Origin of the sequence: Arsenicibacter rosenii (assembly GCF_001870735.1) — a bacterium.
Taxonomy (GTDB): domain Bacteria; phylum Bacteroidota; class Bacteroidia; order Cytophagales; family Spirosomataceae; genus Arsenicibacter; species Arsenicibacter rosenii.
The window spans coordinates 12,179-30,952 of sequence record NZ_MORL01000008.1 but is presented as its reverse complement, the minus strand read 5'-3'; the positions used below and the strand labels follow the sequence as shown (position 1 = coordinate 30,952).

The window sequence follows — 18,774 nt, the reverse complement described above, 5'->3', positions numbered from 1 at the left end:
AGTTAAGGAACATCTTTGAAAAAAATGTAGTTAACCAATAAGTTTATCCATTTTAGTACACTTGGTTGACTATACGTCTGGTGACATGACGGATGGCTCGCCAGCAAGGCGTTATGAAACATTTTTTTACGAGCCTCTTAAGCGGCGCAGGAGGCCTTTGGCTGTCTACTGCTGTTTTTGCACAAACGTCGCCGGATACGCTCCGGCAGGCAACCCTGGATGATTGTATTCAGTACGCTATCAAGCATCAGCCGATCCTGAAACAAGCGGTTATTGATCAGTCAATCACCGACAGAACCATACGCAGCGCACAGGCCGACTGGTTGCCGCAGGTGGGATTTAACTACAACATTCAGCATTATCTGAAACTGCCGGTTCAGTTGTTCCCGAACTTCAGCAACCCGGCTTCCGGTGAACGCATTCCGGTAACGGTCGGGGTCGCTAACACATCGACGCTGCAGCTGGTGGCGAATCAGACTATTTTTAACCGCGATGTTTTACTGGCCAACCGGACGGCGGAAACCTACCGGCAGCAAACCAAACAGGCCTACGTACGGACAAAGATTGAGGTGATAACCAGCGTCAGCAAGGCATTTTATGATGTATTGCTGAGTCAGCGGCAGGCCGAAATTATCAACCAGGATATTGTCCGGCTCGAACGCAGCCTGAAGGATGCGGTCAATCAGTACGAAAGCGGGATTGTTGACAAAACGGATGCCAAGCGGGCGTCGATTTCGCTGAACAACACCCGTGCCCAGCGTAAGCAGTATCTGGAGCAGGCAACGGCAAAGTATCAGACCCTGAAGCAACTGATGGGCTATCCGGCAACGGCAAAACTCGTGCTGGCGTATGATACGCTGCAACTGGCCAATGAAGTGATCGTAGACACGAACCGTATCGTTAACCCGCGTACCCGGATTGAGTATCAGGCATTGCAGACGCAACGGCAGCTCCAGGAAGCCAACGTACTGTATACCCGCTGGTCGTATCTGCCGACGGTCGGGGCGTTCGGGTATTACAACCTGCTTTATCAGAACGCACAGTTCGGGCAGTTGTATGCCCGCAGTTTTCCGAACTCATACATTGGTCTGAGCCTGGCCCTGCCTGTTTTCCAGGGCGGTAAGCGGATACAGCAGCAAAAAATTGCTCAGCTTCAGGTGCAGCGCGTCGATCAGGACTTTATCGCGCTCGCCAGCAGCATTGATGCCGACTATGCACAGGCCCTTGCTGCCTATAAGGGGAATCTGGCGAATTATATTGCCCTGCGCGAAAACGTAGTGCTGGCCGAGGATGTCTACCGGATTATTAATCTCCAATATCGCTCCGGCATCCGGACCTACCTCGATGTGACCGTGGCCGAAGCAGACCTCCGTTCTGCCCGGATTTCATTTTACAATGCCCTCTTTCAGGCGCTCATCAGCAAAGTGGACGTTCAGCGTGCCCTTGGCGACATTCAATGATTTACCATGGATTGGCTGACAACGACCGCTGATCCGTATCTCACTCATTTCCGGATTCCAATGAAACAAACAACAACCTGGATCGTCGTTACACTGGCTGGCTTTTGGGGGCTTGCAGGATGTGGCGATAAAAAAGAGCAGCAACAACAGCAGGCACCACCGCCGACACCCGTGTCGGTATATGCCGCCAGCCGCCAGAATGCTTCCTATTATGATGAACTGCCGGCGACGATTACGGCCGTGAACGAAGTCGAAATCCGGCCGCAGGTGGCAGGTTACATCACCGGCATCTTTTTCACAGAAGGCCAGCGGGTCCGGAAAGGACAAAAACTATATACCATCGACCAGCAGCAGTATCAGGCAGGACTGGATCAGGCGGTGGCCAACCTGAATGCGGCTAAGGCCAATCTGGTGCGGGCCCAGAAGGATGCCGACCGGTATCATACGCTGGCGCAGCAGGATGCGGTAGCGCGGCAACTGGTCGATAATGCTGATGCGACCCTGGCGTCGGCTCAGCAGCAGGTAGCTGCGGCTCAGGCCAATGTCCGGAGCGTATCGACCAACCTGCGCTATGCCACCATCTTTGCGCCGTTTGACGGGACCATCGGTTTTTCACAGGTAAAGCTGGGAACTGCGGTGTCGACAGGACAGACGATTCTGAACACCATTTCGTCGGACAACCCGATTGCTGCCGATATTGCCGTGGATGAGTCACAGATCATGCGGTTTACCCGGATGCCTAAAAATACCGGCGGTCGCGGCGATTCGACGCTGATGCTGGTCTTGCCCGATGGCAGCCTGTATCCGTATGCCGGTAAGGTGGGCCTGATCGACCGCGCCGTTGATCCGCAGACCGGAACCCTGCGCGTACGGTTGTTCTTCCCCAATCCGGACTATGCCCTCAAAGCCGGTCTGACGGTCAATGTCCGGATCCGGAACCAAACGCCGGGGCCGCAGCTGGTGATTCCGTACAGGGCCGTTGTGGAGCAGATGAGTGAGTATTTCGTGTATGTGGTTGGCGACAGCAGCCGTGCCGTACAGAAAAAAATTACGCTGGGTGCCCGCCTGGCCGATAAGGTTATTGTGAAGGATGGGCTGCTCGATAGCGATAAGGTGATTACGGAAGGCACCCAGAAACTGCGTGACGGCGCACCGATCCGCGTCGTGACGACAGGTGATACCACAAAACAGAAACCATTATGATTGCCAATACCTTTATCAACCGACCGGTAACGGCCATCGTGGCGTCCATTGTGATCGTTGCCATCGGTATTCTGTCGATTCTTAATCTGGCCATCAGCCAGTACCCCAACATTACGCCCCCCGTGGTGCAGGTAACGGCCAACTATACCGGTGCCGACGCACAGACGGTGGAGCAAACGGTGGCCACGCCCATCGAAACGCAGGTAAACGGTACGCCGGGTATGACCTATCTGCAAAGCAACAGTACCAACGACGGCCGGTTGAGCCTCAACGTCAACTTCGACGTGGGGACCGACATCAACATTGCCGCCCTCGACGTACAGAACCGCGTGGGCATTGCCCAGCCGCAGCTGCCGGAAGAGGTAACCCGTCTCGGGGTAACGGTGCGGAAACGGAATCCGAGTCTGTTCATGCTGGTGGCTATTTATTCGCCGAAGGGGACCCACAGTGTACCGTTTCTGGACAACTACGCCAATATATTTATCCGCGATGCGCTGTTGCGGGTGCAGGGTGTCGGTGATATTTTCAGCCGTGCCGATGATTTCAGTATGCGCATCTGGCTGCAGCCCGACAAACTGGCGCAGCTGGGTATGACCGCCTCCGAAGTGCTTGCGGCCTTACAGGAGCAAAACCTGCAGGTAGCGGCCGGTTCGGTAGGCGCTCCGCCGCAACCCCAGTCGCAAGCCTTTGAATATACAGTGTTTACGAACAGCCGCCTGAGTAAGGAGGAAGAATTCCGGAATATCATTGTCCGGAGTACCACAGGGAGTTCGTCGATTGTGTATCTGAAAGATGTTGCCCGGATTCAGCTCGGGAAGTTCTCCTATACCAGTAACTCGTTCGTCGACGGCAAACGGGCGTCGTACCTGCTGATTTACCAGCTGCCGGGGAGTAATGCCCTGGCCACGGCCGAAGGGGTGTACGCGGCCATGGACAAGCTAAAGCAGACGTTCCCTGCCGACGTAGATTATGTGGTGCCGTTTGAGTCGGTGTCGGTCGTGCAGGTGTCGATTGATGAAGTGGTGAAAACCCTGGGCGAAGCCTTGTTTCTGGTAGTCATTGTGGTTTTCCTGTTTCTGCAGAACTGGCGGGCCACACTCATTCCGATTCTGGCGATTCCGGTCTCTATTCTGGGGACCTTTGCTTTCTTCATTCCGTTTGGCTTTACAATCAACACCCTGACGATGTTCGGGTTTGTGCTCGCGATCGGGATTGTGGTCGATGATGCCATTGTGGTGGTCGAGGCCGTTCAGCACTACATCGATACCGAGCGCATATCGGCCAAAGAAGCGACCATAAAAGCCATGCGCGATATTTCGGGGCCGGTCGTGGCCATCGCCCTGATTCTGGCGGCGGTATTCGTGCCGGTGGGCTTTATTCCGGGTATTGTGGGGCGGTTATACCAGCAGTTTGCTATCACGATTGCGATTTCGGTGCTGATTTCGGCCTTTGTGGCCTTGTCGCTGACACCGGCCTTGTGTTCGCTCATGCTGCGGCCGCAGGAAGTAAGCGAAAAATCAAAGGGCCTTAACCGCTTCTTCTACAAGTTCAACCGATGGTTTGAGCGGGTGAGCCATGGCTATTCGGAAAGTGTCCGGAAGTGGATCAAAGGTACCCGTTATGTGCTGGTGATGCTGGTGGTTGTGTATGCCGGTACGGTGATGCTGTTTCAGATGAAACCATCCGGCTTTATCCCGACGGAAGACGAAGGCCGGTTGTTTATCACCTACGAAATTCCGGAAGGCGCCTCAACGACCCGAAGCTTAGAGGTACTGAACACGATCATGAAGACGCTCAAAGATCAGCCGTTTACCGGCCACTTTGCGGCGCTTGGCGGTCTGAATGCCATTACGTTCTCATCGAAATCCAACTCAGGTACCGTGTTCCTGCAATTGAAACCGTGGGATCAGCGCAAAGACCCGGGCTTACGGAGCGATTCGGTGATTATAAAGCTGCAAAAGCTGTTTGCGCCGATCCGCGATGCCAACGTAGTCGTTGTCTCGCCGCCGCCGATTCCGGGCCTCGGCCAAACGGCCGGTTTCACGTTTGAAATCGAACAGCGCGAAAGCAACGACGACATCAAGGCGTTTGAAAAGGTGGTGCAGAATTTTGTGGCCGAAGCCAATAAGCGACCGGAAATCAACCGCGCCTTTACCTATTTTACGGCCAAAACACCTGCCTATCGTGTGGAGGTTGACCGCGAAAAGGCTAAGAAGCTGGGGCTGAATATCAGCGATATTTACAGCACCATGCAGACCTTCCTCGGTAGCCGCTACGTCAACGACTTCATTGTGTACGGCCGGAAATTCCGCGTCGTGGCGCAGGCCGATACCATGTTCCGGAGCGATATTGACCAGCTTGGCAAGTATTACGTCCGGAATCAGGCGGGGCAGATGCTGCCGCTGAGTACGGTGATCAGTACAAAAATCATCGAAAATGCGCCGCTGATTCAGCACTACAACCTGTTTAAGTCTGTCGAAATAAACGGTGGTACGAAACCAGGGTATAGTAGTGGTCAGGCCATTGCGGCGCTGGAGGAGGTAGCCGCTAAGGTACTGCCTGCCGGTTACGGCTACGATTTCTCAGGCCTGAGCCGCGAAGAAATCCAGTCGGGGTCGAGTTCGATCTACATCTTTGCCCTGTCAATCGGGTTCGTCTTCCTGTTCCTCGCCGCCTTGTACGAAAGCTGGTCGGTGCCGTTCTCGGTGCTGCTGTCGGTGCCGATCGGAGCCTTCGGTGCCATTCTGTTCCTGATGCTGTTCCCGAGCCTGACCAACAACGTATATGCGCAGATCGGTCTGATTACCCTCATTGGTCTGGCGGCGAAAAACGCCATCCTGATCGTGGAATTTGCCAAGGAACGGGTCGATAGCGGGGTGAACCTGCTTGAGGCCACGCTGGAAGCCGTAAAACTGCGGTTACGCCCGATCGTGATGACCTCGCTGGCCTTCATTCTGGGGGTTATGCCGCTGGCCATTGCGACAGGAGCGGGGGCCGTTGCGCGGGTAACCATCGGCCGTACCGTATTGGGCGGGATGCTGGCTGCCACCACACTGGCCATCTTTGTGGTGCCGGTTTTATACGTCGGCATTACGCGCTTGTCTTACGGAAAAGCTAAATTGCAGGAATTGGAGGCCAGGGGCAAAGAGCATAAGCCGGGGCCGTCAGGACATCATTAACCTGCGTTAGCAACCGGCGGACTGCCTGCGCTATCTGCCGGTTGCTAACCCGTTTTCTGCATGACCGACTTCTTCCGTTTTCTGGCCGAACAGTCAGATAAAGTTATTGAGCAAATACTGCGGCACATCGGCCTCACCATGCTCTCGCTGCTGATAGCGATGACCGTCGGGATTCCGCTGGGTATCCTGATCTCACGTTTCAAACGGGTAGCCTCGGCGGTGCTGGGTGTTGCCGGTGTACTGCAAACCGTTCCGAGCCTGGCATTGCTGGGATTTTTAATTCCGGTCCTCGGCATCGGGATGGGCCCTGCACTGGTCGCCTTATTCCTGTATGCCTTACTGCCTATCATCCGCAATACCTTTGTCGGGCTTCAGGGCGTCAGTCCGCTGGTGAAAGAAGCCGCCAAAGGGGTGGGTATGACCAACCGGCAAATCCTGCTGAAGATTGAATTACCGCTGGCGCTGCCGGTTATCTTTGCCGGCGTGCGGACGGCGGCCGTCATCAATGTAGGGGTCGCCACGCTGGCGGCTTACGTAGCTGCCGGAGGGCTGGGAGAGTTTATTTTCGGCGGTATCGCCCTGAGCAACGTGAACATGATGCTGGCAGGAGCCATTCCGGCGGCTCTGCTGGCGGTACTGTTCGACAATGGCCTGGCGTTGCTGCAGCGGCTGAGTAGCCGGAAGAGTCGGGTAAGCCTGCTGGCCTTTGTGATCCTGCTGCCGCTCCTGACGGCGTTTACCATGTTGCCGGGGCATTCAGACAAACTCATTGCCGGTTTTGCCCACGAATTTTACGGGCGGGCCGACGGCTATCCCGGCTTGCAGAAAATCTACGGCCTGCAACTGCGTCCGCGCCTGATCGACCAGAATCTGATGTACGAAGCCATACAGCGGGAGCAGGTCGATATCATCAGCGGCTATTCGACCGATGGCCGGATTAAAGCGTATGACCTGCTGGTGCTGAACGACGATAAACAAGCCTTTCCGCCCTACTATGCCGCCCCGGTGGTGCGGCAGGCGGCCCTTGACCGGTATCCGGCGTTGCGGCCGACTCTGGATATGCTCGCCGGTAAGCTCACCGACTCGGCTATGACCTACCTCAACTACCTCGCCGATTACAAACACCAGGCACCGGCCGACATTGCGCGACTGTTTCTGAAAGGGTCGGGTTTATACCGGCAACCCAAAGCCGGGGCGCGGGTCAACCGGGTGGTGCTGGGGACCAAGGTGTTTACGGAGCAGTATATCCTGGCCGAAATTTACCGGCAGCTCATCGAAGGGCATACCGATTTAGGGGTCGATGCCAAAACCGGTCTGGGGGGGACACAAATCTGTTTTGATGCCCTCCGCAGCGGTTCCATCGACTTTTATCCCGAATACACCGGCACCGGCCTCCTGGTAATTTTACAGCCATCGGCAGCGCAGCTCAAGGCCTTGCCGATGCAGCCGGATTCGGTCTACGCCTTTGTGAAAAGCGAGACCCGGAAGCGGTTCAATGTGGTGTGGCTGGCTCCGCTGGGGTTCAACAACAGCTACGCCCTGATGATGCGGCGAAAACAGGCGCAGGCCCTGGGAATCAGTTCAATATCGGCGCTGACGAAGGGGTTGAAATAGCCTGTCGGATACTAGACTTTAAGCAGGAATTTTTGTATCTTTATTCCTCAGTATCAACAACAACTAATGGCTGCCGGCGCACGCGCAGCACTGCTTAATGGCTAGATCAAAACAACATCCAAACCAACTCGCCATCGACTTTCTGGCGGCTTATCGCCGTATGCTGATAAGCCTCGGAGCGCCCGATAAACTCGTGTATAATGAGTCGATGTTTGCCCGCCTGACCGACCAATGGGATCAATCGCACGTGTTGCCGGTTGATGTGCTGTTTCAGAAACTCCCCGTTGAGGCGGTTGTGTACCGCATGCAGAAAGTCGATGACCGGCTGCAGTTTCCCGACACGCTGATGGCGGGGGAGCTGCGTGGTGTAGAAGGGCTCACCGGCTTTTCGGGGCTGTTTCGTGAGCAAGGCTGGATTATTCTGCCCGCCGAACTCTCCGGTATGTATAAAAACCTGTTTCTGACCATCCTGACGGCTTCTGTCGGTCTGGAGAAATGGTATGCCTCCCGGCAGGAGCTGCTCGCCGAAGCCGAACGGGTAGCGCTGACTACGCTGTTGCCCGAAGCCGACATCCGTAATTTCTTCGGCCTCCGGCTGACCAAATTCCCTGACAGCTTCCGCTCCGAAGTCTCCGGCTATTTTAACCTGCCGTTTGACTTTATCCTGAAACGGGCCTATCATCTTGGCGCTGTTTCGGACGAGGTATTTGATGAAGCGAGCAACACTCGTAAACTGCGGACCCCCGGCCGGTCTGTTCAGCACCGGGCGGCTTAATTTCTTTTATGACAGATATACAGGTACCGGCATCCCGCCGGTGCTTTTTTATTTTTTTAACGGATCATTTTTACGGCTCTACTTGACTTGAATAGGCAGAAGATACGTTATTTGTAATAAATCCATAAAATCAATAGACTATAAATACTAAAACTCTATCTACAGCATCGACTAATGCTGTTATTGACTATGTACGGGATCAATTACATAGCGTTTGCCATACCCCTGTTTCTGCTGTTTATCGGGGTAGAATATCTGGTTGCGCGGCGGCAGGGGAAACACCTGTTTCAGTTTGACCGGTCCATTGCGAACCTGAGCATCGGCGTGGCCGAACGGCTGACCGATCTGTTTACTACCTCGTTGTTTTACGGCGTTTATGCGTATCTGCACGATCACTTTGCGCTCTTTGAGATCAAGCCAACGGCCTGGCTCTGGATATTGCTTTTGCTGGCAACCGACTTTCTGTGGTACTGGTATCACCGGCTTGGCCACGAAATCAACCTGTTCTGGGGCGTTCATGTGGTGCATCACCAAAGCGAAGATTTTAACTATACGGCCGCTACCCGCATTACCGTGTTTCAGGCCGCCGTCCGGACGATTTTCTGGGCTGTTCTGCCGGTTATCGGGTTCCCGCCCGGCATGATCATTACGATTCTGCTGGTACACGGCGCTTATCCGTTTTTTACGCATACGCAGACAATCGGCAAGCTGGGTTTCCTGGAATATTTTCTGGTGACCCCCTCGCACCACCGCGTTCACCATGCCATTAACCCGCGTTATCTCGACAAAAACTACGGCGATATGTTCATCATCTGGGATAAGCTGTTCGGGACATTTCAGGAGGAGGATGAACAACCGGTATTCGGCCTGACCAAGCCCCTCAACAGCCATAGTTTCCTGTGGCAGCACTTCCACTTCCTGATTGAAATCTGGTATGCGGTGCAGCGGCAGCACGGGCTGATCAATAAACTGAAGGTCGTTTTCGGTAAACCGGCCGACTTCGATGAATCACTTCGGGGGTTGGCCGAGCGGCAGTTTCTGTCGAAACACAAGCAGCGGGCCAGTACGCAGCGCTTTCGCGGATATGTACTGATCCAGCTCATTTTTTCCATTGTTTTACTATTTTTCCTGAGTCTCTTCGAGCATCAGGTTGCCGCATTTCCGAAGGCACTTACCGGCCTTTTTCTGGCCTTGACGCTGGTCAATATTGGCTGTATACTGGAGCAGCGCCGGTGGGTATTTTATCTGGAGTGGGTCCGGTTTAGTCTGGTGGCCATTGGCTTATACGTCTATTGGCCGCATACGGCTCTGATCATCACGGGTGGTGTGGTGGCGTTTATCTACGTCTTTTACTTCCGTGAGCTCCGGCGCTATTACCTGCAAACGCTCTATGGCAGCGTTTAACCGAAACAATAGACCTACTTGTACAAAACCGACAGAGCTATGCTGTACGAAATTGAAAACGAAGCCGAAGAAATTCACACGATCATGCTGAGAGACCGCACAGCAACCCAGAAAATAAAGCCGCTGGTTACGGGAGAAAAAATTCCTTATATCAATCTGGTAAGCCGGAGCGATGACCGTGACACGGCTATGAATAACGTTGGCGTACCCGGTTTCGCCACATCGCTTGACGACCTGATCGAGGCGCAGCCGCTGGTAATTGCCTTCTACAGTACCGGTTGGGGCCGGTTTGCCCGCCCATACCTCGATGCGCTGGTCCGGCTGTCGCTGGGTTTAAAGGCGATTGATACCCGATTGCTGGTGATTGCGCAGGACCCAGTCCGGTCGGTAAGCCGGCAGGTGGGAGAGAGCCGCTTTCTGGTGGCGCAGGATACCCGCTTTTCCGTAGCGCGCCGGTTTGGTATTTATTCGGAAGACGATCCGGTCTGGGATCGTATATCGGGAATTTCAGACGATGTCTTTATTCCGGCTGTTTATGTGGTCAATCAGGAACGTACCATTACGTACCATGCCATTGACGAATATTTTGAACACCCCCTCGATTTAGAACGAATTATTGACGCCGTACTGGAATTAAGTCCGGTCGTATAGATGTTATTCAGGTATATCTCACTTTTTATACGAACAAAACAACACTATAACCATGGAACACCACACAAGTTACCAACATCACGTTTACCAGATTCTGGGCTTCGACCGCATCGGTTTTGTGGGCGATCTGACCAATGCCATTCCGGCGGGCGAAGATTACCGCATTATGGGAATGCAGCTGGAAGGCGATGGCGTACGCGTCAAAGGCCATGTTGCTATTGCCGTCCCGGGGCAGGAAAAACCGGCAGGGCTGATGCAACTGATGCGCTCGGTGCCGGGCGTGGTGACGGTCAAGGTGGTTTCCTGACAGCATAAAAAAACTCCCGCCGGTGATTCACCGGCGGGAGTCTGCAAGGGAGGGATATGGCAATCAGAATTTATAGGTCAATGTGCTTGTGAACTGCCGCGGCGGAATCGGCATAATGCTGTACCGGTCGTGAATCAGGTAGTTCAGTTCATTGGTAATGTTAGACACCTTAGCCAGAATCGACACCTTTTTGTAGGTATAACCGGCCGACAGGTCGAAGGTCGCAAAGCCGGTCAGCGGAATCAGGCGGCTGAACTCCGGTGTCTGTCCGACCGTGTTGTTATTGCCGCCGTACCGGGCGCCCGTGTAAAACGCCGACGCGCCCAGTTTCAGGCCGCGCAGCTGCGGCAGATCAAACGTATAGAAAATCGTGGCATTACCGGTATGCGCCGGGTTGTTGGTGAGCCGCTCGCCCAGAATCGGTGATCCTTTAGCGGTCGACGTGTTGGTGTAGCGCATGTAGTTATAGCCATACCCGACAATGAAAAACCAGTTTTTGGACAGGTTCCCGTTCAGGTCTGCTTCCAGTCCGTCGCTGGTTGTCTGGCCGGTCAGCTCCTTCACGTTGGTATCGGTGTTGGGCGTACCGTCGGCTTTGGTCAGGGCCATCTGGGCGAAGTTGCTGTTCACAATCTTGTAGATGCTGAAATTAGCCCGCAGACGGCCGTCCAGAAATTCGTTTTTTACCCCTGCTTCAAACTGGTCGATAATCGACGGGCTCAGGATTTGCCCGTAAATATCGACACCGGTATTGATGGTGAAGTTGTTGGAATAACTGCCGAAGAACGATGTGTTTTTCGTTGGCTGGTAAATCAGCGCCAGTTTGGGCGAGAAAGCGCGGTCATATTTGGTCTGAGCCGTGCCACGGGTGGTGGCGTTGTTGCGGAGGTCGAGAATGCTGGTTTGCAGCGTCTTCTGATACGACCAGCGGATACCGGCAAAGACTTTGATATGATCGGTCAGGGTAATCAGGTCCTGTACGTATACACCGGCGCGGTACGACGGGGAGGTCGTGCGGGTAATCGCGCGGCTATCCGGGATGTCGGTCCGCTGCACGTATTTAGCCGGATCGAGAATGTTAATCTTATCGTAGGTCGTTACGCCCACGCCATTGCTGGTAATGGTAAAGGCATTGCTGACGCTGGTGATCGCTACCAGATCAGACCCGACCAGCAGCTGATGACCGATGCTGCCCGTCGAGAAGCGGCCGTTGATGTTCACCTGGGCCGTTTTGTTTTTCTCCGATGTCTGGGCACGGCTCAGCGCGCGGCTCCAGTCACCGTTGGCGGCTACGTTGTTGTTGGGTACACCGGCCCCGAACGAAGCGATGTCGGTTTGCTGCGCCGAAACGATGGCGTTGACCTTCCACTGATTGTTGAAATCGTGCTGGATATTCATCGAACCACTGGCTTGTTCCATACGGTTGTAGGCCCATACGGTATTGATAAAGCGTGACCGGGGCACATCCGGAATGATGGCGTTCATGTTAGCGTTCAGCGAGCCGACACCATTGTCAGGTGTGATGTTGGCTTTCAGGTAATCACCTTCGAGCAGAATGCTGGTTTTCTTGCCCGGCTTGTAGAGCAGGGAAGGGTTAATGTATACCCGATCCGACTTCACTACATCGCGGTAGCTCTTCGCATTTTCGTAGGTGCCTACCATACGAAACGCCAGATTCTTGCTCAGCGGGCCGTAGACATCAAAAATCGGTTTGTATAAGCCGAAGCTGCCGGCCCGCATCGACACCTCGCCGCCCCAATTGAACTTTGGTTTTTTCGTAACCATGTTCACCACCAGCCCGCCGGAAACGTTGCCATACAACAGGGCCGAGCTGCCTTTTAGTACTTCAACCGATTCGAGGGTACTGGCTTCCGGAAAACCGGCGGTGTTTGAGATGACACCGTTTTTAAAGATACTGCCGGCCGCACCGGCAATGCTGATGCTGTAGCCACGGGCTGAGAAGGTCTCGGCAACACCCTGACGCTGTTGTGTCAGCGATACACCGCTTACGTTTTTCAGCGCGTCGCCCAGACGTGAAATCTGCTGGTTTTCAATGACGACACGGCTGACTACCCCGGTTGTCTGAGGCATGTCGAGTGTGGCGATATTGGCCTTGCCTGCCGTTACGGCGCGGTTGGTGCCTTTTACGACCACCTCGCTTAGTTGCGCCGCATTCTCAATAAGCGAGAACGCAACGGTTACGGTCTGCCCGGCGTTTACCGTCACGGTTTTTTCCTGTTCCTTCAACCCGACGAAGGTTGTACGAAGGGTATAGGTGCCGGGCGCAATATTCCGGAGTGTAAACGAGCCGTCTTCGGCCGAGATTGTGCCTTTGCGGGTGTCTTTCAGACCCACGTTAACGAAGGCCGCAGGGTTACCGTCACTGGTTCTGACAATACCCGAGATCGTTCCATGATGTTGAGCAACGGCCTCCGATACAACAGTTAATACGCATAACAGGATAATTGTAACGAGGTTGTAGAATGGTTTCATTTATTTGGATCAATTATAAACAGTGCAAAAGTAGAGCCGCTGGTTTAATTATCCAATTTATTTAGACTGATTCTTAATATTGTTTTTTCAGCGAAAAAGGAGTAAGGGGCTGAATAGCCAATAATCTATTTTGTGATGGGCTTGTAGTCATGCCAATAAGTACGCCTGGGCGAAAAAAGAGATCTCAACGCATGTATAAGCCAGAGATCCCCGCACTGACGGCCCGGTCCTGTTGTCAGGATGACTAAAAAGCACGAAGCCGAAACCAACCAGATCAGGTAACCGATTACCCTCAGCTTTTCAAATCTCCATCAGCCGCCGGATGGCGTCGGCATAGGTAGAGCCGGTCTGGACTTTGGTGGCCTTTTTGTCGGCCATGACCAGCAGGAATTTGCCATCGAAATGGCGGTGGATTTCGTTGATTTTGTGGCTGTTGACCAGCGTTGACCGGCTGACCCGGACAAACGTTTCGGGAAGTTTATCGGCCAGGGTGGTTACGGTATAGCTCGTCAGGAATTTCTGGCCGTCGAGCGTAGACAGAAACACATATTTATCTTCCGCCTCGAAAAAGGCAATGTCGGAGAGCGGAACCAGCTTGATTTTATCGCCGGTTTTCACCGAAATCGAATAAATCTCTTTCTTCGGACGCATCTGCTCCAGCATCCGCATGAGGTTATCGGCCGGATGGGAAGCCATCAGGAGATCGTCGTCGGGCGTGGTATTGGCTTTGGACAGGTCGATAAACGACCGGATTTTCTGGACAGTCCGTTCGAGCCGTTCGGTTTCGACCGGTTTGAGCAGGTAATCGATGGAGTGCTCCTCAAAAGCACGGATGGCGTATTGGTCGTAGGCCGTAGCAAAAACGACCATGGGCATGTACGTCAGCCGGGACAGCATTTCGAAGCCGTTGAGCAGCGGCATTTCGATGTCGAGAAAAATTAAATCGGGGCGTTTGGTTTCGACCAGCGACAAGCCCTCGGCACCATTGGCGGCCTCGCCGATAATGTCGAAGCAATCGTCGAACTTACCCAATAAGCGTTTGAGCCGGCTGATGGCCAGGGCTTCGTCATCAATTAACAGAGTGGTTAACGGAAAATTCATACGTTAAGTGCGTGCGTCTGTGGAACCTTTAAAATTGAATTTGTCACTACTCACGACCTGCTTCAGGGTCGACATGCGCAACGAAAGCAGGACTTGTTTATACGGATGGTTGTGGAGTTCTACCTTCGCATCATCGGCGTAGAGCAGTCTGAGTTTGTCCTGGATACTGCGCAGACCATAGCCGCCGCTCATATCTTCGGAAAAGTCAGGCCCGTTGTCGTGAACACTGAGGTGGAGCCAGCCTTGCTGTTCATAGATTTTAATGTCGATCCGGCCCGAGTCAGCCCGTTTGGAAATGCCGTGTTTGACGGCGTTTTCGACCAGCGGCTGTAGCAGGAACTGCGGGATCTGCACGTCGCCGAGGTTGGCTTCCTGCAAATCGACGCTGAACTGAAGCCGGTCTCCGAAACGCACCTGTTCAACTTTCAGGTAGGTCCGGACCATTTCCAGCTCGTTGAACAGCGTATTGAAATGGGAGCCGTCGCGGCCGGTGGTGTAGCGAAATAGTTTGGACAGGAGCAGGGTCATCTCTTCGGCCTTATCGGGGTCGTCGTGGACCAGGCTGGCAATACTGTTGAGGGCGTTGTACAGAAAATGCGGGTTTATTTTGGCCTGAAGGGCATCCAGTTCGGCCCGCGTTTTCAGTTTTTCCATATTCAGCAGCCGGTATTCCTGTTCCGACAGTTTGCGGGTCAGCTGACGGCCCTGCCGTTGCAGATAATACAGCAGATTTGCCACCGTCAGCGGTCCCATGGCGTATAAATACCAGGGCAGCTGAACCATGGTGGCCTTGTATTTTCCGATGTGCGGCTTCAGGGCCATGATGGCGTCACGACCGCCGGCAAACTCAAACATAAACATTTGCTCAACCATCCAGAAGACGATGGCCAGGCCGGAGAGCAGCAGGTGCCGTTGCCAGACTTTCATATGCAGACTGTCCAGCCAGGGCGACAACCCACTGGCCAGCAATGAGATGGTTATGCCCGAGACCATGTTCTGCGTAAACACCCATTGGTTCATTCGGGCCAGGTTCGGGTCTGCCTGATTGGTCATTAAGCCCGTGAAATAGACGATTGCGCTGATCCCGTACAGGATAAATGCCCCCAGTACCATGGTAATGAAAATACCCAGAACACTGCGTTGCCGGAGCAGGGTTGTCAGCGTAATCGGCTCATCGCCCGCGAAAGGGTTGTGCATCTTCGGTGGACTGGCCGCACTGAACGACATCGACACGCCTTCGAGGTTGGCCCCGCTCAGGTCTGCCCCGTCGAGGCCGGAAAAATTGAGGTTAGCCCCCGTCAGATCCGCATCAACGAACGACGCATGCTGCAGGTTCGCAAAGCTCAGGTTCACCTCGTGCAGGATCGCCCCGTTGAAATTGGCGTTCTGCAGGTTGGAAAAGCTGAAGTCCGCCCCCGTCAGGTTCAGGCCGCTAAAATCAAAATTAGCCAGATTCGAACCCCGCATCCGGACCGGACGGGTTTTATCGGTGGCAGCATTCCGGAGCGTTTGTTCCAGTTGTTCGCGGGTCATAGTCATTATCGGCTTACTGACATTTGGCCAGCATCGGGCTGATTTCATTTTTACCCCAGTTAGGGTGCAGCTCGCTGGCAGGTTTAAAGGTAGTAAATTTTTCAGCGGCTTTCTGAAGCAGCGGGCAGGCGACTTTGGCCCCGCCGCCATACTGCTCCGGCGTATAGTACAGCGACTGTCCTTCGAGCACATAAGGGCGCGGGTTGTCTGCGTTCAGCGCTTTGGCTTCGGCAACGGCTTCCTGAAAGGTCGCCCCGTAGGTCTGCCAGCGGTTCATCGGGTCAACCACCATCCGTGACTGGGCGATATAGGCTTTCAGAACGGCCAGTTCATCGTTTTTCGGGGCCAGCGCCAGTGCTTCTTTCAGGTACTTGTCGGCCTGATCCAGGTATTTATCTTTTTCCGTGGCATCTTTGCCCATAAAGCCCAGATAAACATACATCAGCCCGGCATAATAGCGCGGCAGCCACTCTTTCTGCTCCACGCCGGCAATGCGTTCAAACTGATTGGCCGTTGCAAGCATGTCGGCCGGCGGCGTTTTTTCCGAATAGCCTTTCATGGTCCCGAGGGCGTCTTTCATGGCTTGTTTGTATTGTTCCGACTGTGCCCATACCGGTGAGGAAGCGCCTAACAACAAGGCAGTGAGGGTAATGATGATCGTTTTCATGTGTCTGGTTTGTGTTTTACTGGTGATTGAGTTGGTTTAAAATAGATCATGCGAAGTAAGCAGGCAGCAGTAGGCTCAAGTACTCGCTAAAGCTGGTTCAGGTCAACTTTCGCCTTTTTCGACAGCATCATCACGCCGCCGATGAAAAAGCTCCGGTAGGATTGCGGCCCGACGGCATAGCGCGTTTTGTTGTCGGGGGTATAGCGGTATGTAAAGACGTTGCGGGTATTCAGGATATTATCGACGGTGGCATAAAGGACCAGAAAGTTGCCTTTGACCGCCGTGATATAACTTGCCGAATAACTCAGGTTATGCACCGCCGGTGTACGGTCGCTGAAATAGTTGTCGGGGCGTTCATTTTGCCGGTTGGGGTTGTAGTAGGGGCGGCCGCTGGTAAAGGTGTAGGTCAGCCCCATGTTGGTCCGTAACTTGTTAAAATACCGCTTGGTAACCAGACTGGCGTTGTGGTTGGAGACAAACGCCGGCGTAGTTGCCATGCTGTACTGGCTGAACAGCCGTCTGGTGTCGACATAGCTGTAGGTCACCCAATAATCGAGTCCTTTTACTGTTTTCTGGTCGCGCCAGAAAAGGTCAAAACCCCTGGCATAGCCGTTGCCGGTATTGTCGGTACGTCCCCACGGAAACCGGTACGGGTTAGTGTCGAAGGGCTGCCCGGTAAATTCCCGTACCAGGGCGGCGTAGTTTTTATAAAACGTTTCGATCCGGAAGGTGCGCTGGTTTCTGATCAGCTGATAATTCAGAATCAGGTGGTCGGCCCGTTCGTAGGCCAGCCCCTGGTTGAGGTACAGGTAGCGGTAGTCGGGTGTCTGGTAGAACTGTCCGGCGGCCAGCGAAATCTGACTGAATGTCCCGGTTTTATACGCAAACGACAGGCGGGGGGCCAGATTAAAGGCCTTGAGCAGGGAAGAGTATTCGCCCCGCACCCCGATCCGGCCGGCGAGTTTCCGGCTCAGATACAGCTCTGATTCGACAAAGGTGGCAGCGTAGGTATCGCTGAGCTGATAGGTTGTCCCCATTACGCCGTTTTTCAAGGTAACGTGGTGCACTTCTGCGCCGAACAGCAATGAATTGTTGCGGGCCAGCAACCGGGTCAGTACGAGCCGCCCCTGCGTACGGCTGTCGAACCGGCCGAAGTCAAGGCCGTTAAAGGTCATACGGTCATGATTCCGGCTATACGAAAGGCCGGTGTTGAGCAGCCAGCGGCCTTCGTCCCAACTGTCGGTATAGGTGCTGGTCAGAAAGGCGTTGCGGTTGGTCTGGTCAATCGCCGTTTTGCCGGGACCTGCCGGACCGGTCTCCACCGATGGGTCACGGAAATTCATGGCCAGCCGGCTGGCCGAGTACATGCCATACACTTTCAGCAGCCCGTTTTTGGTAGGCCGCAGGCGGTAGGTCAGCGACGAGCCGGCAAATTCCGGATCGCGTACCCAGTCGATGTTCTGGCGGATGAGCGCAAACAGCGGTTTCAGATTGCCGTAATACAACGAACCGGAGATGGTCGAGTTCTTGGTTTCGTGGTCGATGCCGACGTTGGCACTGATCAGGTTAAGGCCGATGCTCAGGCCGTTGTTTGTGTTTTTGTCGTTGGTGTTCAGCAGCAGCACCGACGACAGCGCCTGGCCGTATTGTGCCGAATAGCCCCCCGTGCTGAACGACGTTCCCTTAAACATAAACGGCTGAAACCGTCCCCGCGACTGTACATCGGGCAGGGAACTGAAATACGGATTCTGAACAATCATGCCGTCGATAACCACCTTTGATTCCAGATTGGACCCGCCGCGGACAAACATACCTTCCTGCTCGCCGACGCGCTGGGCCCCCGGCAGCAGGTTCATGGTGGCCGTAATGTCGGCCTGGGCACCGGCGGTGGTCACGATGTCCATGGGTTTGAGCATAGTCATTTTCCGCTCATCAGACGCTTCAAAGGCCCCTGCCGTGATGACAACGGTGTTGAGTTCACTGGCGGCTTCCTGCAACCGGACCGCCACATCGGGCTGATTTGCCGACAGGGCCAGCTTTTTGGTAAATGATTCATAGCCGATAAACGACACCACCAGGGTGGCGGTATCGTTACGGCTGGTCCGGAAGCGGAAGCTGCCGGTACTGTCAGTATTTGCACCGTCGTAGGTGCCTTTGATGAAGACATTGGCACCCGGCAAGGCGCGGCCTTTGGCGTCGGTAACGCGCCCTTTGAGGGTAGTTTGGCCAAAGGCCGGCATCGTCATCAGTAGTGTTGTTCCGATCAGCAGTAGAAATTTCATGGCGGTTCAGCAGGTAGTTGCCGGATCAAAACTAGCGGCTCAGGCGGGCAGGCTGGAACCTTTTCCGATGAATGATGGTAAATGAGGAGTGAAACAGGGTAAAAA

The 18,774-nt window shown here is 54.2% G+C and carries 13 protein-coding genes; 8 read left to right on the top strand and 5 right to left on the bottom strand.

All coding sequences use genetic code 11. From position 1 onward, the window contains the following. Positions 1 to 113 precede the first annotated feature (113 nt). The 8 genes from BLX24_RS15955 (at position 114) to BLX24_RS15920 (ending at position 10,593) form a co-directional block, all read left to right on the top strand. Positions 114 to 1,460 carry a TolC family protein gene (locus tag BLX24_RS15955; RefSeq protein WP_071504344.1) on the top strand — a complete coding sequence of 449 codons (1,347 nt, stop codon included), beginning with the start codon at positions 114 to 116 and terminating at the stop codon, positions 1,458 to 1,460. A 60-nt stretch (positions 1,461 to 1,520) separates the two neighbouring features. Next, complete coding sequence (locus tag BLX24_RS15950; RefSeq protein ID WP_071504343.1) at positions 1,521 to 2,663, top strand: efflux RND transporter periplasmic adaptor subunit; 1,143 nt, start codon at positions 1,521 to 1,523, stop codon at positions 2,661 to 2,663. Beyond that, a complete protein-coding gene (locus BLX24_RS15945; protein ID WP_071504173.1) occupies positions 2,660 to 5,842 on the top strand; it encodes an efflux RND transporter permease subunit in 3,183 nt (1,060 codons plus the stop codon). The genes BLX24_RS15950 and BLX24_RS15945 overlap by 4 nt, the downstream gene beginning before the upstream one ends. Positions 5,843 to 5,902: 60 nt before the next feature. After that, a complete protein-coding gene (locus BLX24_RS15940; protein WP_071504172.1) occupies positions 5,903 to 7,456 on the top strand; it encodes an ABC transporter permease/substrate-binding protein in 1,554 nt (517 codons plus the stop codon). A gap of 97 nt (positions 7,457 to 7,553) precedes the next feature. Continuing rightward, on the top strand, positions 7,554 to 8,231 hold the full coding sequence (locus tag BLX24_RS15935; RefSeq protein ID WP_071504171.1) for a hypothetical protein: 678 nt from the start codon (positions 7,554 to 7,556) through the stop codon (positions 8,229 to 8,231). Positions 8,232 to 8,405: 174 nt separating this feature from the next. Beyond that, positions 8,406 to 9,635, top strand: coding sequence for a sterol desaturase family protein (locus BLX24_RS15930; RefSeq protein ID WP_229201822.1), 1,230 nt, complete (start codon positions 8,406 to 8,408; stop codon positions 9,633 to 9,635). Positions 9,636 to 9,674: 39 nt separating this feature from the next. Continuing rightward, positions 9,675 to 10,286, top strand: coding sequence for a peroxiredoxin family protein (locus tag BLX24_RS15925; protein WP_071504170.1), 612 nt, complete (start codon positions 9,675 to 9,677; stop codon positions 10,284 to 10,286). A gap of 52 nt (positions 10,287 to 10,338) precedes the next feature. Next, on the top strand, positions 10,339 to 10,593 hold the full coding sequence (locus BLX24_RS15920) for a hypothetical protein (protein ID WP_071504169.1): 255 nt from the start codon (positions 10,339 to 10,341) through the stop codon (positions 10,591 to 10,593). A gap of 63 nt (positions 10,594 to 10,656) precedes the next feature. Here BLX24_RS15920 and BLX24_RS15915 read toward each other — a convergent pair whose 3' ends face one another. The 5 genes from BLX24_RS15915 to BLX24_RS15895 all read right to left on the bottom strand — a co-directional run bounded on the left by BLX24_RS15915 (position 10,657) and on the right by BLX24_RS15895 (position 18,669). Beyond that, positions 10,657 to 13,086, bottom strand: coding sequence for a TonB-dependent receptor (locus tag BLX24_RS15915; RefSeq protein WP_071504168.1), 2,430 nt, complete (start codon positions 13,084 to 13,086; stop codon positions 10,657 to 10,659). A 300-nt stretch (positions 13,087 to 13,386) separates the two neighbouring features. Continuing rightward, entirely contained in the window at positions 13,387 to 14,187 is an 801-nt protein-coding gene (locus BLX24_RS15910; protein ID WP_071504167.1) for a LytR/AlgR family response regulator transcription factor, read from the bottom strand. Positions 14,188 to 14,190: 3 nt separating this feature from the next. Continuing rightward, positions 14,191 to 15,720: a histidine kinase gene (locus tag BLX24_RS15905; protein WP_071504166.1), complete on the bottom strand. Its 1,530-nt coding sequence runs from the start codon at positions 15,718 to 15,720 to the stop codon at positions 14,191 to 14,193. 13 nt (positions 15,721 to 15,733) lie between these two features. Beyond that, positions 15,734 to 16,387, bottom strand: coding sequence for a hypothetical protein (locus BLX24_RS15900; protein ID WP_071504165.1), 654 nt, complete (start codon positions 16,385 to 16,387; stop codon positions 15,734 to 15,736). A gap of 86 nt (positions 16,388 to 16,473) precedes the next feature. Then, positions 16,474 to 18,669 carry a TonB-dependent receptor gene (locus BLX24_RS15895; RefSeq protein ID WP_071504164.1) on the bottom strand — a complete coding sequence of 732 codons (2,196 nt, stop codon included), beginning with the start codon at positions 18,667 to 18,669 and terminating at the stop codon, positions 16,474 to 16,476. Positions 18,670 to 18,774: the final 105 nt, after the last annotated feature.